This is a genomic window from Citrobacter sp. MNAZ 1397 (assembly GCF_023613995.1).
Classification (GTDB): domain Bacteria; phylum Pseudomonadota; class Gammaproteobacteria; order Enterobacterales; family Enterobacteriaceae; genus Phytobacter; species Phytobacter ursingii.
Map to the genome: position 1 here is coordinate 1,214,047 of NZ_JAKIVH010000001.1, position 23,253 is coordinate 1,237,299.

Consider the following 23,253-nt stretch of genomic DNA (forward strand, 5'->3'; position numbering starts at 1 on the left):
TGATGATGAAAAATACACTCTCATTTTCTCTGACGCGTCGACGCATACTCCAGTCACTGTTGCTGGGTGTCACCTCACCGACGTTATTTGCCCGTCAACCGGCCATGCCGCGCGTCGTGTCACTGTTCCAGGGGGCGACCGACAGCCTGGTCGCACTGGGTGTCACCCCCGCAGGCATTGTTGAGTCATGGACGGAGAAACCGGTTTATCGCTATCTGCGTCCGCAGCTTTCCGGCGTCCCGCAACTCGGCCTCGAAACGCAGCCTGCGCTGGAAAAAATCGTGTTGCTCAAGCCGGATATCATTTTTGCATCCCGTTTCCGTCACCAGGATATCGCGCCGCTGATGCGGAAAATTGCCCCCGTTGCGCTACTGGATGATGTGTTTGAGTTCAGGAAAACGCTGACGGTAGTGGGCGAAAATCTGGCAATGAAGAGCGCCGCAGGGCTTCTGCTTGAACGCTGGGATGCACGTGTTGCCTCGCTGCGAAGCCTTATCCCGGCGCGATTTGATACAGCGAACAGGCCGCAGGTCTCGGTGATTGAAGTACGTCCGGATCATATTCGTAGCTACGTTGCACGAAGCTTTCCGGGCTCGGTGATGTCTGAACTGGGTTTTACCTGGAATGAACAGGCGATGCAGGCGCAAAGCGCATCGTTGCGTTTCTCTGGTATGGAGAATATTCCCTTGCTGGACGCCGATATCTTTTTCATTTTGCTGCGGGCAAATAGCCCGGCGATCGCCCGGCAGTATCAAACGCTAACGGCACATCCTCTCTGGCAGCAGATGCGGGCGGTGAAAGCGGGGCAATTATGGGTTGTGGACAGCGTGCCCTGGAGTTTGTCCGGGGGCATTCTGGGGGCAAATCAAATCCTGAGCGATGTCGAATATGCGTTACTCAGGGGGCGGCGATGAGAGGAAGATTTCTACTCTGTGGTCTACTGCTGGCAGTGATGGCGGTGGTCAGTATGATGACGGGCGCCCACTTTTATACCTTCGCGCAATTAATAAAAGCACTGTCTGATGCGGACCCGACCAGCGCGGTGGATACCATTATTCGTACTTCACGTCTGCCGCGTACCCTGCTGGCGATGGGCGTGGGGGCATTTCTGGCGGTGGCGGGCGGGTTAATGCAGGCGCTGACCCGTAACCCATTAGCCTCACCGGGGCTGTTTGGCGTTAACGCAGGTGCGGCGTTAATGATTGTGCTGGTAGGCAGTTTTTTTGCCGTTATCTCCCCCTGGCTAACATTGTGGCTGGCATTTACCGGCGCCTGTGCCACCGGCACGCTGGTCTGGTTTAGCAGCCGTATCAGCAAAGGACAGCTCAACCCATTGCGCCTGGTGCTGGCGGGTGTTGCCATTACCGCACTGTGTAATGCCTTTACGCAGGCAATACTCGTCGTCGATCAGGAAACGCTCGATACCATGCTGTTCTGGCTGGCGGGCAGTCTTGCGGGTAATGATCTGGCGCAGCTTTACCCGCTGCTGATTCCCGGCGTGCTGCTGGTGGTCGCTGCCTGCCTGTTTGCCGGGCAAATGAACGTACTGAATGCCGGCGAAGAGATAGCCCGTGGACTCGGGCTCAACATCGCCCTGGTCCGGCTGCTGGCAAGCGTGCTGGTGGTTGGGCTGGCCGGCTGCGCTGTGGCGCTGGCGGGCAGTATTGGCTTTGTCGGGCTTATCGTCCCGCATATTGCGCGTCAGTTGTTTGGCAGTGACCTGCGCCAGTCGCTGCCGGCCAGTGCCTTGCTCGGCGCGTTGCTGCTACTGGTTGCAGACATTGCCGCCCGGGTGGTGATTTTGCCGCAGGAAGTCCCGGTCGGGGTGATGACGGCATTCATGGGCGCGCCGTTTTTTATTTTGCTGGCGCAGCGAAGGGGGGAACATGCCGGATAACCAACTCTTCCGTCTGGGGCCATTTTCACGCCCGTTCTCCCGGCGTTTGCTGCCGGTGTTACTGGGGTGTTCACTCCTCACCATGCTCGTGACTCTCGTGGCGCTGAGTATCGGCGATGTGACGATTTCGCTGCCGCAAACTTTATGGCTTCTGTTCCAGCCCGACGACCGACCACAACGTTTTATCTTGCATGAGTTGCGTTTACCCCGCGTGACGCTGGCGCTGCTGGCCGGCGGTGGATTAGGGATGTCCGGGCTCATCATGCAGACACTGGTGCGAAACCCGCTGGCCTCGCCGGATACCCTGGGCGTAACGACCGGGGCAAGCGCCGGTGCGCTGATTTGGCTCTCTTTTTTCAGTCTGCAATACGGCAGCGCATTGATGCCCTGGGCGGCGATGGCGGGAGCGGCCTGCGCTGTTGGGCTAATTTTCCTGCTGTCATGGCGTAAAGGGCTGACGCCACTGCGCCTGATCCTGACCGGTGTCGGTGTGTCGGCGCTGGCGGGGGCGGTCGTCACCTTCGTTCTGGTCCTCAGCCCGCTCACCACCACCTTTTCCGCCTGGGTGTGGCTAAGCGGCAGCGTTTATGCCGCGACCTGGGATAAAGTGCTGAAACTGCTGATGATTTATCTCTGGGCGCTCCCGTTACTGCTTTTCTTGCTGCGCTACCTGAAAACGTTGCAATTGCATGATGAGCTGGCAAGCGGACTCGGCGTACGAGTACACCCCCTGCGGGTGCTGCTGTTACTCGGCTGCGTAGTCCTCTCCGGCGGGGCGATTGCGCTGGTGGGGGCCATGGCATTTGTCGGACTGATAGCGCCGCACATTGCCCGACTGGTGGTGCGTAACGGCTTTTTTGGTCAGGCATTTGTCACTGTTTGCGGTGGGGGCTGCATGGTGGTCACGGCTGATCTGCTGGCGCGAACCCTGTTTCAACCCGCCGATCTTCCGGCGGGGATTTTTGTGGCGCTGGCCGGCGCGCCGTTCTTTTTATGGCTGCTCATCCGGCAGCGAACGTAACTGATGAGGAAAACGTGTCTCTCACAACCCAAAAGCTGAGCATCAGCTACCAGCAGCAGCAGGTGATCGATTCGCTGGATTTAGCCCTGCCAGCCGCCAAAGTGTCGGTGCTCATTGGTAGCAACGGCTGCGGTAAAAGCACGCTGCTAAAAGCTATGGCGCGATTGCTGACGCCGCAGTCAGGAACGGTCATTCTTGAGGGGGCGGACATTCACACCAGTAATACGGCGCAGATTGCCCGCAAACTGGCCATCCTGCCGCAAACGCCCGTTGCACCGGAGGGCATCACCGTGCGCCAGCTGGTCAGTCTTGGGCGTTTTCCTTACCAGAACTGGTTGCGTCAGTGGTCAATAGACGATGAACAGCAGGTGGAGGAGGCGTTACGCCTGACGGGAACCGCAGCCCTGCAGCATCGTCCGGTGGATGCGTTATCCGGCGGGCAGCGTCAGCGGGTGTGGATTGCCATGACGCTGGCGCAGGCGACGAACACCGTGTTACTGGACGAGCCGACAACCTACCTGGATCTGGCGCATCAGATAGAGATTCTGGAATTGTTGCGCGGACTCAACCAGCAGCAGGGCAAAACCATTGTGATGGTCCTGCACGACCTGAACCTGGCCTGCCGTTATGCCGATCATCTGGTGGCCGTACATAAAGGCAGGATATATGCACAAGGGACGCCAAAACAGGTCATGACAGAAACCCTTGTGAGAGAGGTGTTTAATCTGCGCTGTCGGATTATTGACGACCCCTTTTTCCATACGCCGCTGTGCATTCCTTTTCCGGGAGAAACGCATGCTGACGAGTGAGGAATATGCGTACCTGCAAAACGTGTTTCGCCTGCGTACGCTCGCACAGGCAGACAGGCGCAGCGTGCCGGGCGAGGCTATCGGAGATGTACAAACGTGCCGGGTGTTACTGGAACGCGTGATGCCGCTAATTGGCGCGCCGGACCTGGCAATTGCCGCATCGCTTTTTGCCAAACGAGTGGCATTTCTCGCATCCGGGAATGTGCTCTATGCAATGAGTGTCTTTGATAAAGGCCTGCCGTTATCACTTAATACCTGTCGGCTGGAATATGCTCACGATGGCGGTTTGTGGACCTCGTCACTGCCGATGGATGTTACTGCGACGGCGTACACGCCGGGAGCGCGTGAGGCGTGGCGTGAGGCTATCGTCGGCGCGTTATTCCGAACATTCTTCGCGCCGTTGTGGCAAAGCCTGTCGCAGGTGAGCGGTCTGTCGCAGCATATCCTGTGGGAGAACACGGCTGTGCGGGTTTATTCCTTATATCAGGGACGAATGGAAGGGCTGACTGTAGAGCAGGAGGAACGCCAACAGGCGGATTTTGCCTGGCTGCTGGAAGGGGCCGAACCGTCACTGTTTGGTCTGCCATGGAACCCGCTCAAACGCTTTCGCCGCCCGCTACAACAGAGTGCGGCGGGAACCAGAGTGCGCTTTCGCCGTACCTGCTGTTTTTATTACAAAATGGTGCAACCTGTGGCGTATTGCCATAATTGCCCGCTGTGCAAGGTAACCTGATTCCGGGGACAGGCGCCATCGCGGGAAAAGGGCCGAGACAATGAGCCGCAGGAACGCGCGGCTAACGTTAGGCTACAAGGACGGTACGTAGTTCGCTTAAAGGGACCGCTTTTGTGAAATACCACCCCTGGGCGCAACACCCCGGTATGTTTTCCTTCAGAAATTGATACTGTATGTCGGTCTCTACCCCTTCGAAAACCACGATTTTAGGCATGTTTTTAAACATCTCTATCAGTCCGGGAAGGATGTGATTATTGATGGATTCTGTCCCTATGGAATCAGTGATTGATTTGTCAATTTTGATTTCACCCACGTCAAGTAATGAAAGCCAGTTCAGGTTGGAATAACCGGTGCCAAAGTCGTCGAGGGCGAATATTATCCCGGTGCCCTTAAAAAGATCCATGGAACGCTTAATATCTTCGGTACCGGAACTTTGCCTTTCCGTAATTTCAAGAATAATTGATTCGCCAGCTACGTTCTCGTGTTGTAACGTGCTCAGCAATTTTTCGCGAAACGCCTCGGAACAGATATCCGCGCAACTGACGTTAATGCTGAGGGTGATATCACTGCTCTGCAATACCGATGCACACTCTTTGATGGCATGCTCAACGACATATAGGCTGATTTTATTTATCAAGCCATTTTTTTCCGCAAGCGGAATAAAGATATCAGGGCCGATGTGTCCGATTTGTGGATCCGTCCAGCGTAACAGCACCTCGATGCCGGTTATTTTTCGATCTTTAATTTTATATATAGGTTGATAAACGAAATGTAATTCACGCTTTTCAATCGCATTTTTTAGTCGGGCAAGGAGAGATTGATTATGTGCAGTATTATTAACATAAAGGGCGGCAATCAACAGGCCGATGATAAGAGATGCACTAAAAAGAGAGACCAGAAAATAAAGATTGTTTTTGAAAAATAAAGGGAGCGATGTCCCGGCAATAACACAAATGTTATTCACACTATTGCAGGCATGTTCAGTAAAATACAAGTATGAACGTTGTTTTTTATGTTCTACAGATTCCAGTAAATGTGTGTTTTTTCCAATCATAAAAAAATGATTGTCATGTTTGAAATCACCTATAATGGCATCGAAATCCATCTTATTGGCCTCCTCCCAGAAACGCTGGAAGGCAAAAGGGGAGACCGTTATGGCGAAGTTACTGGTATAAAGGACATCTGCCGTAATGTTTTCTTCAATCTGCGCATCAAAGACCCACGTATAGCTTCCCCGGTTGACCTTATTTCTGAACATATTCAGAGAGAGGGGGGCATTCAGTTTGCCCCAGAGGGCCGAACAGACAATTTTCTCGTCCTGAACATAGGCGATATCCTTGATCAGCGGATAAGGCCAAAGCCGTTTACGCAGTGCCAGCACGTACTGTTCGCTGCACGGCTCATAGACCGCAAACTCCTGTCGCAGTCCGTCAATCAGTTTTACTTGTGAGATAAGGCTATTGCTGCGTGCCAGAATGGACTCAGCATAATCTTCCAGTTTTTCATGAGCATAGATATAGTACACCCCCAGGCCTGCGCCATACAGAACGCCGAAGGTTAACACTATAGATAATGCGTAAATGCCGATCTTGTGGTGGATAGTTCTCAGTATTTGCAGTGGCATTGTTGACAACATTCCCCTGTCGTTATGGTTATCCGGCTTGCACGCTTTGCACAGTCTTCACTCTATCTCAGTCTTTGCCCTCTGCCTTGAGAGGTAAACCGTACTTATCGTAATTATCGGCCGTACGGCGCGGGACTTTATCCGTGATTTCTGTAGATTCTCACGACCGTTGTCAACTCCGGTGAAATCACATTTTTCAGTTTCACAAAACACAGTTTCGAAGAGTAATGCTAAAAAGAGTGATTCCTGTAAAGATTAGCTTAGCGACAACATGTTCCCTGTCCGTAAATATTAAAAAAGATAACTATTCTAAAGCCCGCGCTGATGAAGGCCATGAGCGGGCTGAGGGTTTTCTTGTTCAGCAAGTGAGGTAACCAGGTTTGACTGCACTTTAATGAGGCACTGATTGGTCTCAGCCAGCGCGAGTATTTGCGTAGCGGTCAATTGCTTAACTGCCTGAATCAGCTCAATGTCCATGTTTAAAAAGCATTCGGCTTGTTTGATATCTTCTGCTGCTACGCGTTGTGCCAGTAAAAGATATGACAAATTAAGGTTGTGAATTTCTTTCAGGACAGAAACAGGTGTGATCATTTTTACGCCGGATTAAAAAACGGAAGAAAGAGTATGCAGTTTAAGAAACCCATTGCCTTATATGATACATGCAAAATACAACTTTAGTATAAAAATTTACATTATTTTCACAATGCGTTTATATCTGGCACGAAAATATTTCCAGGATGTCATTCTGAGAGTGAGTTAATAATGAAAGTCATTCGCGTTGGCGTTACGAATATTTTGTTTCTATAACAGAAAAATTTAAAGGGCGGCTTACATACCCTTTTCTGTTTTAGATAAAAAGACTCTGACCGGATTTATCGGGGGAGAAGGGGAGCAGATACCTGCATGTGAACAAACAGATGCCATGCGGAGAGGGTATTCTATGCGCTACAGCTATTATTTCCCTCTGCACAGCACGGAAGGAAACACCGTGCGGGTTTCTCTTTGACGTACCTCGCGCTTTATGTGATCGACAAAAGTGTATGTATTTTTATATTCATGTGGCAGCTGTTTCGGTGCGGAAAAAGGCCATTAATAAAATGAATGCTGATGTAGGCCTGTGGCATTGAGCTGTGTTAATACACTGAAAACTAAACTATCATTGCCTTATTGCAAACCCGCGCTGCCAGCTTTGTATTATACATTATCCATTCCTCTGACACTCATTTATTCACTCTTAAAATTCATTTATTCATACAATTTCATCTGAAAAATAAAACTCTTGTGGGTTGAAAAAGTTAGGTGATTTTCAGTAGAATTCGACAAAACAATATTACATCAGGTAATTTCTGCAATCTTAATTTCATGTTGGTTATGTATCGATTGTATTTATAATTCTAATGAATAATATAACGTATTATTTATCTGAATATAGAGGGCTGACATATATATTCCACGGAGGGATATACCATGCAGGGACAGGTCTTTTTTCTCTTCTTTCTGCTTGCGAGTGCAACAGCGCAGGCGGCTGTTCAGTTCGACGGCACGCGGGTGATTTACCCGGCAGCGAAACGCGAAGTTACGCTCGCGCTCACCAATAATGCCAGCGGGCCGCGCTTGTTGCAGGCGTGGATGGATGACGGTAATCCTGATTTGCGCCCCGAAACCGGCAAAGTGCCGTTTATTGTCACCCCGCCGGTGTTTCGCCTGAATGCCGAAAAAGGGCAGTCGCTGCGCATCCGCTTTACCGGTGGCAAAGTCCCACAGGACCGGGAATCGGTGTGGTGGCTGAATGTGCTGGAAGTGCAACCGAAAACGGAGCGCGGCGCAAAGAACCCGAATCTTGTGCATTTTCCTGTGCGCACACGTCTGAAAGTATTTTACCGCCCGGCGGGCTTACCGGGCACGCCGGGCGGGGCGGTTAACACGCTACGCTGGCGGCTTAGCCGCGAGGCCGGCGCAATGAAAATCATCTGCGAAAACCCGTCGGCGTTTAACGTTTCACTGGCCCGCATCAGTCTTTACGCAACAGATCGGCCCAATGAAGAAGTCAAAGGCATGTGCCCGGCAAAGGGCAGCGCAGCCTTTACGCTGGAAGGCACGGAAACGGGGAAAGTCTATTTCACGACCATCAGTGATTATGGTGGTTTTGCCCGGCATAGTGCCGTGTACACAGGTTAAAGGGAATTAATTATATGTTACACAGGGGAGTGGAGAACAATATGAATAAATTCATTGTTATTCTTAGACTAGTAATTATCGTTACATCGTGTTTGTTCAGTTTTATAAGTTATGCGGGCTGCAACTTCAAGCCGGGGCACAGTCGCTACGATTATAGTTATTCTATTGACAGTACAATTGCATCTCTTTCCGTGGCAAGAAACCAGCAGCCTAATACAAAATTGGGGCCGGTGATTAGTTTTCCGAACGGAGAAATTGTAGAATTTAAATGTAATCCTAAGATAAATTACATAATGATAAGATATGGTACGCCTATGACCGAGTCTCCTTATCCCGGTATTTATAATACCAATATTTCTGGGATAGGTATTATGGTATGGACCGAAGTTTATCCCCCCAATATAGTTGTGAAGAATAATCTTGGTTCCTACCACCATGGTTTCGGAGACGGTTTTTTTGAAGCTGCACAGCACTTTCTTATCAAAGCTCAGTTGTACGTTACCGGCCCGATCGGGGATGAGGCTGATGCTCTGGATTTGAATTTTACGATTGAAGGCTGGAATAATACCACCAGAAATTCTACTGAAGGGGGAGTGGAGTGGAGCCGACTGACCATCACTGGCCACGTCCCCGTTACCGTCAAATCCTGCGAAACCCCCGATATTCTTGTTGACCTGAAAAAGCACAGTAAACCGGATTTCACGACCGTTGGCTCGACCAGCGCCGCCACGCCGTTTAACTTTGAAATCAAAAAATGCAGCAAAGATATGGCAGCGGTGAAATACACCTTCAAACCCGCCGCGGGTATTAACCTGGTAAACCCGGGCGCCAGTAACCAGCACGTCACCCTGCGAACCGGCTCCACGGCAAGCGGGGTGGGGGTGCAGGTACTGTATGCCAACGACACGCTGGTGCCGTTTAATACCGCAGTGAAATACACGGGCTATAACGCCTCGCTGGGCGGCGACTATGTTATCCCGATGAAAGCGCGCTTTATCCGCACCGGAGAGGTTACTCCCGGCACGGCGGAATCTGCGGTGGAATTCACGATGGCGTATGAATAACGTGGGCGACAATCTGAGCGTGGGGCCGAGCCGTAAATACGTCCTGGATGCGATGTTGTATTCACGCTGACCCGGAAGAAAAGCCTGAACTGCAAACCGCTATTGTCCAGCCATAGCCTCCACAGCTAAAAAACCGTTATATAACTCCTGGCTGGCGGCCATTACCCCGGCTGCCGCAGGCGAAATCGGCGCTCAGGTTAAAGGCCTTGCGGCCTGTTTGGATATCCCACAAAAACGTGCGCCCCTCTTCACGCCCGCACGCTCGCCGCACGAACGTGCAGGGTGCGCCGGGGCGTCGTGATGATGGTCGTTACGACGCCGACAATATGTGCGCCTTCCTCTTCATCAATATATACCGTGCGATAGTTTTCGTTCTCCGCCACCAGTCGCGGCGGCGAGAGACGCAGTCGCCGGACGGTAAAACCGCTCAGCAGGCGGGCTACAACGATATCGCCATCCACCGGCTGCAGGCTGCTGTCTACTAACAGTAACGATCCGGGCAGGATCGCCGCGCCGCACATGGCATCGCTGGCGGTGCGCAGCACATAGGTTGCTGACGGATGGCTGATCAAATGTGCCACCAGATCGATCGCCCCTTCGATATAATCCGCTGCCGGGCTGGGAAAAGCGCTGGTTGTCATTGCATGTTGCTCCCACGTAATGACAGGCACAAGGCTGCCTGACAAACCTGTCGACGTCCTGGTAAAAGTGAGGCTTTCGCCTTTGATACATCCATGGTGACTGTTTTTATGTATTACTGTGTTTATATACAGTATCGTCAAAAAAACGTATCGATCAAGCGGCCCGGGCGCGATTTTTGTGAAGAGGTTGATGGCACAAGGATTTTTGTTATTTGCTGAAAAAATGCGCATCCCGGTATTTTCCACCATTGCCTGAGCATCGGGACTGTGCGACGAATAAGCGAAATGATGATATTTCGGCTGTGACGTATTATTTCGCGGCGGCAGTCGTTTTTTACATTCAGGGGGCCAGCCACTACACTTAGTGGCAGTTTAACCATTGGATGGCGAAGATGACGGCATTGAAAACTCATAATTTCTTTTTTATCGTTCTGTTGTTGCTGGTCAGTGTGGCATTTTTTAGCCTGATCCAGCCGTACTATGCCGCTATTATCTGGGCTGTTATTCTGGCGCTTATTTTTTATCCGTTACGGGTGAAATTAACCGGCTGGTTGCGGGGGCGTGATGGTATTGCCTCGCTACTGACCGTACTGCTTATCTGTGTGTTAGTTTTTATTCCATTGATGATTATTGTCACGTCGCTGATTACAGAAATTAATGCGCTCTATCAACGCTTGCAAAATAACGCCACGGACTTACCGCAACTCTTTACTGACAGTATTAGTTATCTGCCTGGCTGGGCACAGGGATATTTGCGTGAAAATGACTTTGACTCCGTGGGGGCCATTCGCGAAAAATTATCCGGCGTGGCGCTGAGCTCCGGGCGATATCTGGCTGGCAGCGCGGTGATTATCGGTAAAAACACGCTGAGTATTAGCGTCAGTTTCTGTCTGATGGTCTATCTGCTGTTCTTTTTACTGAAGGACGGTTCCCGGCTGGTACGCAGAATCTTTACGGCTATTCCACTGACGGACAAAATTAAACGTCGCCTGTTCCATAAATTTGCCAGCGTCTCCCGGGCAACGGTAAAAGGGACGCTGGTGGTGGCAATTGTGCAGGGCGCGCTGGGGGGCTTTGGTTTCTGGTTTTCCGGCATTAACGGTAGTTTGTTGTGGGGTTCGCTGATGGCGTTCCTGTCGCTGATCCCGGCGGTCGGCACGGCGCTTATCTGGGTCCCGGCGGCTATTTTTCTCTTCTCCACCGGGGAAATTATCACCGGTACTATGATGTCGCTCTATTTTATTGTGGTGGTGGGGCTGGCTGATAATATCCTGCGGCCATTATTAGTCGGCAAAGATACCCGAATGCCCGATTATTTAATTTTGCTGACCACGCTTGGCGGGCTGCAATTCTTTGGCATTAACGGTTTTGTCCTGGGACCCATGATTGCCGGGCTATTTATTGCATCCTGGAATTTACTCGCCGAGGACCGGGCACTGGCAATGAAATCGGAACCATAATCTGTATCGCCGCCGTAGATATTTTCCTGCGGCGGCTGCGATTAACTTTCTACAAGCCGGGTAACCGCGGGTAAAGAAGTGAAAAGAATTTGAGGAAAAACAGGCTCTGTGGTAGAAAGAGAGCGTGTTTTACTACTGAGGACAATCGCTCCGCCACGATGAGAAGCAATGTGCGGATATTGTAATTTTATGGATAATTTGTTCAGGACGTTCATCTCTGGCTTTTCCCGTCTTACTTCTTCTGCCCTTTTGCTTTCCGGCGAACAACACTGGCGCTCGGCGCTATAGTCTTTTCCTCCCTGCTTAGGCTCGCGTAAACCACGCGACTGTCATTTTTACCCCCTGGGTTTTCCGTTATGGAAGGACCCTGCACAATTATATTCTCAAGCAGGAGAAGCATGATGATTTACTGGGTATTATTAGCGCTGGCCATTGTGGCTGAAATAACCGGCACATTATCAATGAAGTGGGCAAGTGTGACCGACGGACACACCGGTTTTATTCTGATGCTGGTGATGATTGCACTGTCATATATTTTATTATCATTCGCAGTGAAAAAAATCGCTCTCGGCGTGGCCTATGCGCTGTGGGAGGGGATCGGTATTTTACTGATCACCTTGTTTAGCGTTGTGTTGTTTGATGAAGCGCTCTCCCCACTGAAAATTGCCGGACTGATGACACTGGTTGCCGGGATTGTGCTGATCAAATCGGGTACCCGTAAAGCGGTCAACACACCGCAGGAGCGCCGCAATGCAACAGTTTGAGTGGGTTCATGGTGCCTGGCTGGCGGCGGCTATTGTCCTGGAGATCGTCGGCAATATTTTCCTTAAATTATCAGCGGGTTTTCGTCATAAATTATACGGAATTGGCTCGTTGGCGGCAGTGCTCGCCGCCTTTGCCGCGCTGTCACAGGCAGTGAAAGGTATAGATTTATCAGTTGCCTATGCGTTATGGGGCGGGTTCGGTATCGCTGCGACTCTGGCGGCGGGCTGGATCCTCTTCGGCCAGCGCCTGAATAATAAAGGCTGGGCAGGGGTTATCTTACTGATTGTGGGTATGATACTAATAAAACTCGCCTGATGTGATCGCTGCCCTTATCAGGGGCAGCGAAATCCACCGACTGTATTACGCTTAGTTAACGGAAGTCCTCAACCGGCTGTTTTTCCTGTTAAGGATTAAGAGGGAGGCAGTGTATGTTGAACCCATTTAGCTGGCGGAATATCCCGAATGCCAAAACCCTGTTCGTCATGATCTTCCTGGCGGGCATTGGGCTTATTTTTTCCATCGTCGCACTGCTCTATCTTTCATTGCATCTTATCAGTAGCAAAGCCAATGAAATTGATGAACATCGTACCGCTCTGTCGGTACAGGGGGCGATTCAGACCTCGGTGAATCGTGTGCGCTCGCTGGTGATTGATAACGCCGTCTGGGATGATGCGGTGCGGGAGGCCTACCGCTCACAGCTTGACACTCAATGGCTCTACAAAACCTGGGGTGAGGGATTTAAAGTCAATAATCTCTATGACGGTACCTTTATCCTGGATGAAAATTTTAACGTCTTATGGGGATCGTTTCACAGCACGAGGTTTACAGAGCATTCACTCGACTTTTTTGGTAAGGGTTTACAAACCCTCATTCGTAATAATTCGGCCTCGCTGGTATCCAGCAATGAAATTTATGCCGGGATTACCCGTACCCGCAACGGCATTGCGTTTGTAGGGATTGGCCTTATCCGCCCGATGGTGGGGAATTTACAGGTTAATGATAATACGCGGCGTTATCTGGTAATCACCCGCCACCTCAATACACAAATCCTTAAAGAGTTGGGCGATACATTTCAGATTGCTGATTTAGCGTTTACGGAACAGAAGCAGGATGAATCCGCCGTGCCGCTGGAAAGTTCGGCGGGGGAAGTGCTGGGCTGGCTAAACTGGTCGCCGCGTTTGCCGGGCGCAGAGGCTGCCGAGGCGGCCTCTGCCAATATTCGTCAAATCGCCCTGCTGGCATCGGGATTGATCCTCCTGTTTATTCTCCTGAGCAGCGCCGGGCTGTATAAGCTGGCGAAAGGGGAGAAAATTGCTCGCAGGATTGCCTTAACCGACTGGCTGAGCCATCTGCCGAATCGCCGCGGTCTGATTGAACATCTCGATAAACTCGCTGCGCAGGGCGATACCAGTATGATGAGTGTCGCCTTTGTCGATCTCGATGGCTTCAAGGATGTGAACGACATTTACGGACATGACGTTGGCGACCGCCTGATCCGAACCATCGCCCAGACGCTACGGGAAAAAGTACCCGCACAGGGGATGCTGGCGCGAATGGGTGGAGATGAGTTTGCCATGACCATTGGCGGCCCCTGGGCAGAGGAGCAGACTGCAAGATTTGCCGAGCGTGTGCTGGCGTATTTGAATAACCCGATTCAGGTGGGCGAGCGAACAATTCATATTGGTGCCAGTATTGGTATTGCCAGCGGCACACTGGTGGAGTGCACCAGTACTGAGCTTTTCCGCCGCGCTGATATTGCTATGTACCACTCAAAAAGCCTCGGCAAAGGACGCATCACGCACTACGATGCGGCGCTGAACAGCGCCCGCGAGTGGCAATTACTGATTGAAAATGATATCCGTAGCGGGCTGGAGCGCGGTGAATTTGATGTCTGGTATCAGCCTATTGTGGATGCGCGTACCCTGGCGATGACCGGAGTCGAAGCGCTGGTTCGCTGGCCGCGGCGCCCGGCCGGGGAACTCAAACCCGAGGATTTTATCGTGATTGCGGAAACCAGCGGCCTGATTTATGAGCTCGGACAATTTGTTCTGCGCCGCGCCTGTCATGATCTCCAGGCGTACAGCGATTTAAAATTGTCGGTGAATATCTCCCCGGCGCAATTTCGCGATCCGGATTTTGAGGACAAGGTGGCGAAGGTGCTAATAAGCACTCGTTTCCCGGCGGCGCGCCTGCAACTGGAAGTGACCGAAACCTATGTCCTGGAAAACCCGGAGCGTGCGCATATCGCCATTACTACCCTGAAAGCGCTGGGCATGTCGGTTGCGCTGGATGATTTTGGTACCGGCTACTCCAGTATTGGCTATCTGCGCCGCTTTAATTTTGAAACGATCAAAATCGATAAATCACTCGCCGGGCTGGTGGATGATGACGAACAAGCGTCGGCACTGGTGAGCGGTACTATCCGTATTGCCAGCGCGCTGGGAATGATGGTGGTGGCGGAAGGCGTGGAGAATGAAAAGCAGATGAAGATGCTACGCCTGGCCGGCTGCGACCAGCTACAAGGTTACTGGTTTAGTGAGCCCATGCCGCTGGAAGACATCTTGCACTTACGTCGCCAACGGCAGGGATGACCTTACTCTTTTGCCAGCGCTTCGAGTTTGTCACGAAAACCGGTTACCGAGATGGCCCGGTTATCGGCGCGCCAGCGATCTTTGGCCGCAGGGGCGGAACTCTGCACCGCAATAAGCTGCCAGCCTTCGGCCGTTTTCAGCATCAACGGCGAGCCGCTGTCGCCGGGCAAGGTATCGCATTGATGAGACAACACGCTGTTTTGCGCCCAGCCGGTAACCACGCAATTTTCGTGGCTGTACAGCGTGTCCAGATGATCGGCCGGATAGCCCGACTGCGTGACTTTGCGCTCAGCCACTTTTAGCGCATCCGTTAGCGCCGCTTTATCACCCACAAACAGCGGTAACGGCGTAATGCCGGACGGCGGGTTGCGCAACACAACCAGCCCAAAATCCCAGGGGGCGGCAGACGAAGGCACAATCCAGCCATCGCCATCAGGTTTCAGCCGCTTACCCAGCGAGGGGTCGACACGCCCTTCGATACCGTGGATTTCATAGCGCCAGGTCCCTTTCTGCGCAACAAAACGCAGCGCTACCGCTTTATCCGGTTTGCCGTTGGGCGGCGTCAACAGACAGTGCCCGGCGGTTAAGGCCAGATGCGGAGAAATGAGCGTCGCGGTACATAAGTTGCCACTGGCCGTTTCCAGTTGCCCAATCGCATCCCAGGGCGAACGGGTCGGCGTGGTCACACGAACGCGATCGTCATGACCAAAGAACAGCGTCTTGATCTGAGCCGCATCGATGGTGTCATCATCACCTTCGTCGGCATGTCCGTAAGCAGAAAAGAGAAAAAACGATCCCAGCAATAGCACAACGGTTTTTCGCATATCACACTCTGGTGGGGTAATTATGATTATTTAATGTGAACCCGGATTTATAAACTATAGACGGGGCGAGAAAAAAGTGGGAGCAAAATCAGCGTGCTACATCAGGAAAGAAAAAGCCGAAGGGCAATGAGCGCGCAAACAATTAGCATTAACAGGATGAACTCGAAACGATAACGTCGCAGCATACATAGGCCCTCCAGAGAAAAACGGCGCTTCACCTCAGGGTTCAGCGCCGACGATTTACTCAGCCTGTACAGCAGGCGGGGTATTACACGGTAACTTATGCAGCCGGTTGAGCAGCTGGTTTAGTTGCAGTGTGTTTTACGTGTTTTTTATGGTGTTTTTTAGCAGCCTGAGCTTTCTGCTCTACAGCCGGTTTAGCGGCGACTTTTTTGTGGTGTTTTTTCTTGGCAGCCTGAGCTTTCTGCTCTACAGCTGGTTTAGCGGCTGCTTTTTTGTGATGTTTTTTCTTAGCAGCCTGAGCTTTCTGTGCAACGGTTTTTTTCTTGTGAACTTTTTTCACATGAGTGGTTTTAGCCGGAGCAGCAGCCGGAGCAGCAGTTGTGGTGGTAGCAGCAGGAGCAGGTGCCGCAGTTGTGGCCGCAGTATCAGCAGCGAACGCAACAGAAGACAGACCCATAGCAGCGGCAACAACCAGAGCTAATACTTTTTTCATTCTGATATCCTCGAATTTGGTTTCATCGTTCAACCCCACTGCGGGGCCGTTGAAGAGACTATACCCACACCGATGCGCTCTTTCCGTGAGTGATTGGTTTCGGCGTGTAACGGGATGTACAAACGAGCCGGGGGTCACAGCTCAGGGTTGCTGCGAGAATGAAAAAGTGTTTATTTTCAGTTAATTAGAATTATATTTATCAGCTATCCAATGTGCATCCGTAAGGTGGATGTCATCATTATTGCCGCAATGACGCCAAAAAAGGGGCTGAAAGCTTGTGTGGACACCAGACGCATCCCCCCCTGGCAGGATTTAAAGCAATTTATTCATGTTATAGCCGGTGACCTGATAGCCATTAGCTTCATAAACTTTTTTGGCATGTGCATTTTCGGCAGCGACGCGTAATTTGATTTGCCGGATACCCTGGCCCGTGAGCAGAGCCTCCAGGCTTTGCATCGCGCGGCTACCGAGTCCCTGACTGCGAAACGCGGGTAGAAGGTAAAAATCATAAATAAATGCCGATTGATCCTCCGTATTTGCCCGATACCACAAGTAGCCAATCTGTTGTTCGCCGCCGTTGTCCGTATGCACGATGCTTTTCAGGCTTTGACCTTGCGTTTTCTCACCGTCAGGCAAGCTGGCGGCGATTTCCCGTTTTGCCTGCGCTACCGCCTCCTCCTGGGATAAGTGATAATTAGCGGCAATTTCCTCAGCATAGTCGGGAATAAAATAGGCCAGAAAACCTGCAAAATCCGTTGCAGACATGGGGTGAAGCACAATCATATTTTGCCTTTTAGAGTGTGAGCCGGCACAGATCAGCGCGCGAGCTGTGCCGGGGACGATTACAAATAACGTGTCGTCAAATGCTGACGGAAATAGCGGCTGTTCAACGCCTCGCCGGTAGCCTGTTCAATCAGCTGTGAGGTGGAGAAACGGCTGCCGTGCTGCCAGATATTCTGTCGCAGCCAGTCAAACAGCGCGGAAAAATCGCCTTGCGCGATGGCATCGTCGAGTCCTGGCAGTGCGGTACGTGCGGCCTGGAACAATTGAGCAGCATACATCGCGGCCAGTGTGTATGACGGGAAGTAGCCAAACCCGCCATCCGTCCAGTGGATATCCTGCATACAGCCGTTACGATAGTTGCCTTCGGTGGATAAACCCAGCCACGCCTGCATTTTTTCATTCCACAGGGCAGGGATATCGTCCACTTCTATCTCGCCATTAATCAATGCCCGCTCAATTTCGTAGCGCAGGATCACATGGGCCGGATAACTGACTTCGTCGGCATCGACGCGGATAAAACCCGATTTGACCCGCTGGTTCCAGGCAATAAAGTTACCCTCTTCAAACGCGGGTTGTGCGCCGAAACGTTGAATAATCGCGGGCAGCAGACGTTTCAGGAAGGCTTCGCTGCGACCAAGCTGCATTTCAAAAAACAGGCTTTGCGATTCATGGATGGCGGTAGAACGCGCTAGCGCGACCGGTTGCCCCAGCCACTGACGCGGCAGGTTTTGTTCATAACGAGCGTGCCCGGTTTCATGAACCACACCGAAAAGCGCGCTGAGCAGCTCATTTTCATCATAGCGGGTGGTGATGCGGACATCTTCCGGCACGCCGCCGCAGAACGGGTGCGCGCTCACGTCCAGCCGCCCGGCGTTAAAATCGAAACCGAGGAGCGTCATTGCTTCCAGCCCCAGCTCACGCTGGGTAGCGACGGGGAAGGGGCCGACTGGCGCGATCAGCGTTTCACGCGACTGTTTGTCAACCACACGCTGCAGCAGGTCCGGGAGCCAGGATTTCAGGTCGGCGAACAGCACGTCCAGACGGGCGCTGGTCATGTCCGGTTCGAAAATATCCAGAAGGGCGTCATACGGCGAGCAACCTTTCGCCCGGGCGCGGATCTTCGCCTCCTCGCGGCTGAGTTTGACGACCTCTTTCAAATTGGCGCTAAAGCCGGTCCAGTCGTTCGCCGGACGCTGAGTGCGCCAGGCATGTTCGCATTTGCTGCCCGCCAGCGCTTTCGCTTCAACCAGCGACTCCGGTAACAACGCGGCCTGCTGGTACTGGCGCGTCATCTCACGCAGGTTTGCCTGCTCAACATCATTGAGATCCTCGGAAAGGGCATTTTGTAGCCATTCACCGACCTTTTTATCGGTCAGAATTTGGTGCTGTAACACACCCAGTTCAGCCAGCGCTTCGCCACGGGCGGTGCTCCCCCCCGGCGGCATCATGGCGAACATGTCCCAGCCAGCGATGGCGGAGAGGTGTTGAAACCGGCTCAGACGAGTGAAGGTGCGGGTAAGGGATTGATAGTTTTGATTGTTATCCATATTGCCTCTGCAAGCGAGTTCGGAACGATGTTAATGAGAGTACAGAGATTCAGGCCGTTAGCAACGGACAAAAAAGTTATGCGCTGGTTTATGGGGGGGAATGAACAACTGGCCTGAGCTCGGGTACAGAATAAAAACCCCGGAAATAGCCCGGGGTTATCGGTTACCTCATACCGCTTTAACGTAAGCGGCGGTGGAGTCTGCTGCCGACACATAACGCCAGTAACAGCATCAGCGCAATAAAGCCGCCAACGCCATTCCAGCCATAGTTATGCCAGAACACGCCACCGAGCGTACCTGCGATACTTGAGCCCAGATAATAACTGAATAAATACAGTGATGAAGCTTGCCCTTTGGCGCGCCGCGCACGTGGGCCAATCCAGCTACTGGCGACGGAGTGGGAGGCGAAGAAACCAGCAGTAAAAAGCAACATGCCGATAAAAATCGTCCACAGTGAAGGGAATAACGTTAATAAAAGACCGGAAAGCATAATCGCAATCGAGGCCACCATCACCGGCCCACGGCCATATTTGGCGGTCATTGCCCCGGCGCGAGGCGAACTCCAGGTCCCGGTTAAATAGGCGACGGAAAGTAATCCCACCACCGCCTGACTTAAAAACCACGGCGACTGCATTAACCGATAACCAATGTAATTAAACAGGGTAACGAACGAACCCATTAACAGGAATCCCTCAAGAAATAATAAGGGCAAACCTTTATCGCGCCAGTGCAGACGGAAATTAATGAATAAGGTGCGCGGGCGTAGCGAGCTTGGGCGAAAATGGCGTGACTCCGGCAAGATACGCCAGAACATTAACGCGGCAGCCAGCGCAAAACACCCAATGGCGGCCAGTGCGATACGCCAGTTAAAAAAATCCGTGAATACGCCGCTAATAAGACGTCCGCTCATGCCGCCAATCGAGTTGCCGCTAATGTACAGCCCCATGGAAAAGGCGACAAAGCTCGGGTGGATCTCTTCACTGAGGTAGGTCATGCCCACGGCGGCAACCCCACTCAATGACAGCCCAAGCAGAGCGCGCATAAGCAGAATGCCGTGCCAACTGGTCATCAGCGTTGAGAGCAGCGTACAACATGAGGCCAGCAATAAAGCGGTGACCATGACTTTCTTGCGGCCAATTGCATCTGATAGCGGACCGGTAAATAACAGACCGATAGCCAGCATGGCGGTAGAAATGGACAGGGAAATACTGCTGTTTGCCGGGGAGACGCCAAATTCCTGCGACAGCACGGGCAAAATAGGCTGTACGCAATAGAGCAGGGCGAAGGTGGCCAGTCCGGCGGAGAAGAGCGCCAGAGTGACGCGCATAAATTGGGGGGTACCACGTTTAATAAATTGTGTCGGCAAAGAACGATTATTTTCATCAACACCACTTGCCGGAAGAGTGTCAACGGTAGTTGTACGGCTCACTTGAAATCCTTAAGTTTACATCCCGGTCAGGCGGGGATGTATTTAAGGGTATGAAACAGGCATTGTTCTGTCTAATATATTAATAATCTCAAATGATACGTTTAAAATATGAATATCGAGCTTCGTCATCTCCGTTATTTTATTGCCGTTGCTGAGGAACTGCATTTTGGTCATGCGGCGGCGCGGTTAAATATTTCCCAGCCGCCGCTTAGCCAGCAAATCCAAATCCTTGAGCAGCAAATTGGCGCGAAGCTACTGGCGCGGACTAATCGCAGCGTGTCGCTGACGCCCGCAGGCCGACAGTTTCTGGCAGACAGTCGGCAGATATTAAGCCAGGTGGATGATGCCGTTAGTCGGGCGGCCCGGCTGCATCAGGGGGAAACCGGGGATTTGCGTATTGGATTTACCTCATCGGCGCCGTTTATTACTGCGGTATCAGACACCCTGTCGTCGTTTCGCCAGCGTTATCCGGATGTGCATATCCAGACCCGGGAAATCAATACCCGTGAGCAGATTGCCCCGCTCAATGAGGGCAAACTTGACCTCGGGTTGATGCGCAATACCCTACTGCCTGACACGCTGGCCTGGCAGGTCATTTTGCGAGAGCCGTTGCTGGCGATGATTCATCGCGATCACCCTCTGGCTGCGAAACCCGGCGTTTCACTGGCGGAACTGGCGCGTGAGCCGTTTGTCTTTTTCGACCCGCATGTAGGTACCGGGCTGTATGACGATATTCTCGGATTATTGCGCCGTTATCACCTGACGCCGTTGATTACTCAGGAGGTGGGGGAGGCGATGACTATCATTGGTCTGGTTGCGGCGGGGCTCGGCGTGTCGATTTTACCTGCCTCATTTCGACGTGTGCAGCTTAAAGAAATGCGCTGGGTACCGATCCTGGAAACGGATGCGGTCTCGGAAATGTGGCTCGTATGGGCAAAGCATCATGAACAGGGAACCGCGGCACAGCGTTTCAGACAGCAACTCATTTCTGCTGTGAATGCATAAAAAATGGTCAGTATACGTCTGCAAAACGTGCGGTAAATCACAAGCCTACGTAAATATTTGACGGCGACTATTGAAGTGCTTCACCATATCCCAAAGTTTATTTCGAGCTCGAAAATAAAGGGAGTCAGAGGTGGTTGCTGATAGTCAGCCTGGGCATATTGATCAAATTAAGCAGACCAATGCAGGGGCTGTCTACCGCCTTATTGATCAGCTTGGCCCGGTGTCGCGCATCGATCTGTCACGTCTGGCGCAGCTTGCGCCGGCCAGTATTACCAAGATTGTGCGGGAAATGCTTGAAGCGCACCTGGTACAGGAGACTGAAATTCAGGAGCCGGGTAGCCGCGGGCGGCCAGCTGTTGGGCTGGTGGTTGAGACCGAAGCCTGGCATTACCTCTCTTTGCGCATCAGCCGTGGGGAGATCTTTCTCTCATTGCGTGATTTAAGCAGCAAACTGGTGGTTGAAGAGCGGCAGGAGCTTCCGCTGACCGACGATAAGCCGCTGCTACAGCGCATCATTGTTCATATCGATCAGTTCTTTATTCGCCATCAGCAAAAGCTGGAGCGTTTAACCGCCATCGCCATCACCCTGCCAGGAATTATCGACACGGAACATGGCATTGTGCACCGCATGCCGTTTTATGAAGACGTCAAAGATATGCCGCTTGGCGAAATGCTGGAACAGCATACCGGCGTGCCGGTCTATGTGCAGCATGACATCAGCGCCTGGACCATGGCTGAGGCGCTGTTTGGCGCGTCGCGTGGGGCGCGTGATGTTATCCAGGTGGTTATTGACCATAACGTCGGGGCCGGAGTGATCACCGACGGTCGCCTGCTCCACGCGGGTAGCAGTAGCCTGGTGGAGATCGGCCATACGCAGGTCGACCCGTACGGTAAACGCTGCTACTGCGGTAACCACGGGTGTCTGGAAACCATTGCCAGCGTGGAGAGTGTGCTGGAGCTGGCACAACTACGCATGAGTCAGTCGATGAGCTCGATGCTGCACCAACAACCGCTGACAGTAGAATCATTATGCGATGCGGCGCAGCAGGGCGATTTACTGGCGAAGGATATTATCAGCGGCGTGGGTGCGAATGTCGGTCGCATTCTCGCCATCATGGTGAATTTATTCAATCCGCAAAAAATCCTCATTGGTTCGCCGCTCAGTAAGGCGGCGGATATCCTCTTCCCGGCGATTGCTGACTGCATTCGCCAGCAGGCGCTGCCCGCCTACAGCAAACATATTGCCGTCGAAAGCACACAGTTTACCAATCAGGGCACCATGGCCGGTGCGGCACTGGTGAAGGACGCGATGTATAACGGATCCTTGCTGATTCGTTTGTTGCAGGGGTAACATTTTTACACTGTTCTACTAAAAATTGCGCTATCTCAAGCTGAACACCGCAGCCCTAACGTAGACTTTCGCTACTGAATTATTTTCCTGATTTATATTTTCGTAGCACAACGGTGGAGTTAGCGATGCTTAAGCGTTTCTTTGTAACGGGTACTGATACGTCTGTCGGGAAGACAGTGGTGTCCCGCGCGCTGCTACAGGCGCTGGCCGCTGGCGGCAGTACCGTCGCGGGTTACAAGCCAGTCGCTAAAGGGAGTAAAGAGACGCCGGAAGGCCTGCGCAATAAAGATGCGCTGGTGCTGCAAAGCGTCTCTTCAATTGATTTACCGTATTCTGCTGTCAATCCCATTGCGTTTAGCGAAGATGAAAGTAGCGTGGCGCACAGTTCTGCGATTAATTACACCCTGTTGTCCAATGGCCTGGCGAGCCTGTGCGATCAGGTTGATCACGTGGTAGTGGAAGGGACTGGAGGCTGGCGTAGCCTGATGAACGATCTGCGTCCGCTTTCCGAATGGGTTGTGCAGGAGCAAATGGGCGTGTTGATGGTGGTCGGAATACAGGAAGGCTGCATCAACCATGCGCTATTGACCGCACAAGCTATCGCCAGCGATGGTCTGCCGCTGATTGGCTGGGTGGCCAACCGTATTAATCCAGGGCTCGCGCATTACGCTGAAATCATCAATGTTCTCAGCCGCAAGCTGCCTGCACCGCTGGTGGGCGAGCTGCCTTATTTACCGCGCGCCGAACAGCGCGACCTGGCGCATTATATCAATTTGCAGATGGCGAAGGGGATGCTGGCCGCCGAGCGCGTGCTGGCGTAAACCGACTGCCAGACCTGGATGGCGGCGCAAGCGC

At 52.3% G+C, this 23,253-nt stretch carries 24 protein-coding genes and 1 pseudogene; 15 read left to right on the top strand and 10 right to left on the bottom strand.

Going from position 1 to position 23,253, the window contains the following annotated elements; genetic code table 11:
• Positions 1-2 precede the first annotated feature (2 nt).
• Genes L2097_RS05595 through L2097_RS05615 form a run of 5 tightly spaced genes read left to right on the top strand, consistent with a single transcriptional unit; the run spans position 3 to position 4,460 of the window.
• Positions 3-914, top strand: a complete 912-nt coding sequence (locus tag L2097_RS05595; protein WP_250353132.1) for an ABC transporter substrate-binding protein — start codon at positions 3-5, stop codon at positions 912-914.
• Entirely contained in the window at positions 911-1,897 is a 987-nt protein-coding gene (locus tag L2097_RS05600; RefSeq protein WP_250352312.1) for a FecCD family ABC transporter permease, read from the top strand. The genes L2097_RS05595 and L2097_RS05600 overlap by 4 nt, the downstream gene beginning before the upstream one ends.
• A complete protein-coding gene (locus L2097_RS05605; protein WP_250352313.1) occupies positions 1,887-2,918 on the top strand; it encodes a FecCD family ABC transporter permease in 1,032 nt (343 codons plus the stop codon). The genes L2097_RS05600 and L2097_RS05605 overlap by 11 nt, the downstream gene beginning before the upstream one ends.
• Positions 2,891-3,727, top strand: a complete 837-nt coding sequence (locus L2097_RS05610) for an ABC transporter ATP-binding protein (protein ID WP_250352314.1) — start codon at positions 2,891-2,893, stop codon at positions 3,725-3,727. Before L2097_RS05605 ends, L2097_RS05610 begins: the two co-directional genes overlap by 28 nt.
• The gene (locus tag L2097_RS05615) at positions 3,714-4,460 is read left to right on the top strand and encodes an IucA/IucC family C-terminal-domain containing protein (RefSeq protein ID WP_250352315.1); all 747 of its coding nucleotides are present in this window, start codon (positions 3,714-3,716) and stop codon (positions 4,458-4,460) included. The genes L2097_RS05610 and L2097_RS05615 overlap by 14 nt, the downstream gene beginning before the upstream one ends.
• Positions 4,461-4,527: 67 nt before the next feature.
• On the opposite strand, the gene L2097_RS05620 is transcribed toward L2097_RS05615, so the two are convergent.
• Together L2097_RS05620 and L2097_RS05625 are read right to left on the bottom strand one after the other, a co-directional pair.
• A complete protein-coding gene (locus L2097_RS05620) occupies positions 4,528-6,084 on the bottom strand; it encodes an EAL domain-containing protein (RefSeq protein WP_250352316.1) in 1,557 nt (518 codons plus the stop codon).
• A 309-nt stretch (positions 6,085-6,393) separates the two neighbouring features.
• Complete coding sequence (locus L2097_RS05625) at positions 6,394-6,675, bottom strand: flagellar transcriptional regulator FlhD (RefSeq protein ID WP_052958824.1); 282 nt, start codon at positions 6,673-6,675, stop codon at positions 6,394-6,396.
• An 876-nt stretch (positions 6,676-7,551) separates the two neighbouring features.
• Between L2097_RS05625 and L2097_RS05630 the strand changes: the two genes are divergently transcribed.
• Both L2097_RS05630 and L2097_RS05635 read left to right on the top strand, forming a co-directional pair.
• Positions 7,552-8,262 (top strand): fimbrial biogenesis chaperone, encoded by a 711-nt coding sequence (locus L2097_RS05630; RefSeq protein ID WP_250352317.1) that lies wholly within the window; start codon positions 7,552-7,554, stop codon positions 8,260-8,262.
• A gap of 371 nt (positions 8,263-8,633) precedes the next feature.
• Positions 8,634-9,326, top strand: coding sequence for a fimbrial protein (locus L2097_RS05635; RefSeq protein WP_167337875.1), 693 nt, complete (start codon positions 8,634-8,636; stop codon positions 9,324-9,326).
• Positions 9,327-9,388: 62 nt separating this feature from the next.
• Here L2097_RS05635 and L2097_RS05640 read toward each other — a convergent pair.
• Together L2097_RS05640 and umuD are read right to left on the bottom strand one after the other, a co-directional pair.
• Positions 9,389-9,561 (bottom strand): annotated as a pseudogene (locus L2097_RS05640) (DUF1304 family protein); the annotation flags it as partial.
• Between the two features lie 13 nt (positions 9,562-9,574).
• Positions 9,575-9,997, bottom strand: coding sequence for a translesion error-prone DNA polymerase V autoproteolytic subunit (gene umuD / locus L2097_RS05645; RefSeq protein WP_229221892.1), 423 nt, complete (start codon positions 9,995-9,997; stop codon positions 9,575-9,577).
• 362 nt (positions 9,998-10,359) lie between these two features.
• Between umuD and L2097_RS05650 the strand changes: the two genes are divergently transcribed.
• The 5 genes from L2097_RS05650 to L2097_RS05665 all read left to right on the top strand — a co-directional run bounded on the left by L2097_RS05650 (position 10,360) and on the right by L2097_RS05665 (position 14,783).
• On the top strand, positions 10,360-11,427 hold the full coding sequence (locus L2097_RS05650; RefSeq protein WP_142518325.1) for an AI-2E family transporter: 1,068 nt from the start codon (positions 10,360-10,362) through the stop codon (positions 11,425-11,427).
• 189 nt (positions 11,428-11,616) lie between these two features.
• A complete protein-coding gene (locus L2097_RS25870; protein ID WP_455430649.1) occupies positions 11,617-11,715 on the top strand; it encodes a protein YdgV in 99 nt (32 codons plus the stop codon).
• A gap of 113 nt (positions 11,716-11,828) precedes the next feature.
• On the top strand, positions 11,829-12,191 hold the full coding sequence (mdtJ, locus tag L2097_RS05655; RefSeq protein WP_142518516.1) for a multidrug/spermidine efflux SMR transporter subunit MdtJ: 363 nt from the start codon (positions 11,829-11,831) through the stop codon (positions 12,189-12,191).
• Complete coding sequence (gene mdtI / locus L2097_RS05660) at positions 12,178-12,507, top strand: multidrug/spermidine efflux SMR transporter subunit MdtI (protein ID WP_047370164.1); 330 nt, start codon at positions 12,178-12,180, stop codon at positions 12,505-12,507. Before mdtJ ends, mdtI begins: the two co-directional genes overlap by 14 nt.
• A gap of 113 nt (positions 12,508-12,620) precedes the next feature.
• On the top strand, positions 12,621-14,783 hold the full coding sequence (locus L2097_RS05665) for a bifunctional diguanylate cyclase/phosphodiesterase (RefSeq protein WP_250352318.1): 2,163 nt from the start codon (positions 12,621-12,623) through the stop codon (positions 14,781-14,783).
• A 2-nt stretch (positions 14,784-14,785) separates the two neighbouring features.
• On the opposite strand, the gene L2097_RS05670 is transcribed toward L2097_RS05665, so the two are convergent.
• The 6 genes from L2097_RS05670 to ynfM form a co-directional block, all read right to left on the bottom strand.
• Positions 14,786-15,607 (bottom strand): trypsin-like serine peptidase, encoded by an 822-nt coding sequence (locus L2097_RS05670; protein ID WP_047370165.1) that lies wholly within the window; start codon positions 15,605-15,607, stop codon positions 14,786-14,788.
• A gap of 101 nt (positions 15,608-15,708) precedes the next feature.
• On the bottom strand, positions 15,709-15,792 hold the full coding sequence (gene ydgU, locus L2097_RS25875; protein WP_090088754.1) for a small membrane protein YdgU: 84 nt from the start codon (positions 15,790-15,792) through the stop codon (positions 15,709-15,711).
• Between the two features lie 95 nt (positions 15,793-15,887).
• Complete coding sequence (gene asr, locus L2097_RS05675; protein ID WP_047370166.1) at positions 15,888-16,283, bottom strand: acid resistance repetitive basic protein Asr; 396 nt, start codon at positions 16,281-16,283, stop codon at positions 15,888-15,890.
• Between the two features lie 312 nt (positions 16,284-16,595).
• Positions 16,596-17,066: a GNAT family N-acetyltransferase gene (locus L2097_RS05680; RefSeq protein WP_250352319.1), complete on the bottom strand. Its 471-nt coding sequence runs from the start codon at positions 17,064-17,066 to the stop codon at positions 16,596-16,598.
• 59 nt (positions 17,067-17,125) lie between these two features.
• Positions 17,126-18,613 (bottom strand): carboxypeptidase M32, encoded by a 1,488-nt coding sequence (locus L2097_RS05685; RefSeq protein WP_250352320.1) that lies wholly within the window; start codon positions 18,611-18,613, stop codon positions 17,126-17,128.
• A gap of 178 nt (positions 18,614-18,791) precedes the next feature.
• The gene (ynfM, locus tag L2097_RS05690; protein ID WP_047370169.1) at positions 18,792-20,042 is read right to left on the bottom strand and encodes a multidrug efflux MFS transporter YnfM/SxtP(Kp); all 1,251 of its coding nucleotides are present in this window, start codon (positions 20,040-20,042) and stop codon (positions 18,792-18,794) included.
• Between the two features lie 108 nt (positions 20,043-20,150).
• Between ynfM and ynfL the strand changes: the two genes are divergently transcribed.
• The 3 genes from ynfL to bioD all read left to right on the top strand — a co-directional run bounded on the left by ynfL (position 20,151) and on the right by bioD (position 23,219).
• Complete coding sequence (ynfL, locus tag L2097_RS05695; RefSeq protein ID WP_103279307.1) at positions 20,151-21,047, top strand: multidrug efflux transcriptional activator YnfL/SxtR(Kp); 897 nt, start codon at positions 20,151-20,153, stop codon at positions 21,045-21,047.
• 130 nt (positions 21,048-21,177) lie between these two features.
• On the top strand, positions 21,178-22,398 hold the full coding sequence (gene mlc / locus L2097_RS05700; RefSeq protein WP_047370171.1) for a sugar metabolism global transcriptional regulator Mlc: 1,221 nt from the start codon (positions 21,178-21,180) through the stop codon (positions 22,396-22,398).
• 125 nt (positions 22,399-22,523) lie between these two features.
• On the top strand, positions 22,524-23,219 hold the full coding sequence (bioD, locus tag L2097_RS05705) for a dethiobiotin synthase (protein WP_047370172.1): 696 nt from the start codon (positions 22,524-22,526) through the stop codon (positions 23,217-23,219).
• Positions 23,220-23,253: the final 34 nt, after the last annotated feature.

Bases quoted from the DNA above. Each gene is read 5' to 3' on its own strand.
- L2097_RS05595 (WP_250353132.1), top strand. From the start codon at position 3: ATGATGAAAAATACACTCTCATTTTCTCTGACGCGTCGACGCATACTC.
- L2097_RS05600 (WP_250352312.1), top strand. From the start codon at position 911: ATGAGAGGAAGATTTCTACTCTGTGGTCTACTGCTGGCAGTGATGGCG.
- L2097_RS05605 (WP_250352313.1), top strand. From the start codon at position 1,887: ATGCCGGATAACCAACTCTTCCGTCTGGGGCCATTTTCACGCCCGTTC.
- L2097_RS05610 (WP_250352314.1), top strand. From the start codon at position 2,891: ATGGCTGCTCATCCGGCAGCGAACGTAACTGATGAGGAAAACGTGTCT.
- L2097_RS05615 (WP_250352315.1), top strand. From the start codon at position 3,714: ATGCTGACGAGTGAGGAATATGCGTACCTGCAAAACGTGTTTCGCCTG.
- L2097_RS05620 (WP_250352316.1), bottom strand. From the start codon at position 6,084: ATGCCACTGCAAATACTGAGAACTATCCACCACAAGATCGGCATTTAC.
- L2097_RS05625 (WP_052958824.1), bottom strand. From the start codon at position 6,675: ATGATCACACCTGTTTCTGTCCTGAAAGAAATTCACAACCTTAATTTG.
- L2097_RS05630 (WP_250352317.1), top strand. From the start codon at position 7,552: ATGCAGGGACAGGTCTTTTTTCTCTTCTTTCTGCTTGCGAGTGCAACA.
- L2097_RS05635 (WP_167337875.1), top strand. From the start codon at position 8,634: ATGGTATGGACCGAAGTTTATCCCCCCAATATAGTTGTGAAGAATAAT.
- L2097_RS05650 (WP_142518325.1), top strand. From the start codon at position 10,360: ATGACGGCATTGAAAACTCATAATTTCTTTTTTATCGTTCTGTTGTTG.
- L2097_RS25870 (WP_455430649.1), top strand. From the start codon at position 11,617: ATGGATAATTTGTTCAGGACGTTCATCTCTGGCTTTTCCCGTCTTACT.
- mdtJ (WP_142518516.1), top strand. From the start codon at position 11,829: ATGATTTACTGGGTATTATTAGCGCTGGCCATTGTGGCTGAAATAACC.
- mdtI (WP_047370164.1), top strand. From the start codon at position 12,178: ATGCAACAGTTTGAGTGGGTTCATGGTGCCTGGCTGGCGGCGGCTATT.
- L2097_RS05665 (WP_250352318.1), top strand. From the start codon at position 12,621: ATGTTGAACCCATTTAGCTGGCGGAATATCCCGAATGCCAAAACCCTG.
- L2097_RS05670 (WP_047370165.1), bottom strand. From the start codon at position 15,607: ATGCGAAAAACCGTTGTGCTATTGCTGGGATCGTTTTTTCTCTTTTCT.
- ydgU (WP_090088754.1), bottom strand. From the start codon at position 15,792: ATGCTGCGACGTTATCGTTTCGAGTTCATCCTGTTAATGCTAATTGTT.
- asr (WP_047370166.1), bottom strand. From the start codon at position 16,283: ATGAAAAAAGTATTAGCTCTGGTTGTTGCCGCTGCTATGGGTCTGTCT.
- L2097_RS05680 (WP_250352319.1), bottom strand. From the start codon at position 17,066: ATGATTGTGCTTCACCCCATGTCTGCAACGGATTTTGCAGGTTTTCTG.
- L2097_RS05685 (WP_250352320.1), bottom strand. From the start codon at position 18,613: ATGGATAACAATCAAAACTATCAATCCCTTACCCGCACCTTCACTCGT.
- ynfL (WP_103279307.1), top strand. From the start codon at position 20,151: ATGAATATCGAGCTTCGTCATCTCCGTTATTTTATTGCCGTTGCTGAG.
- bioD (WP_047370172.1), top strand. From the start codon at position 22,524: ATGCTTAAGCGTTTCTTTGTAACGGGTACTGATACGTCTGTCGGGAAG.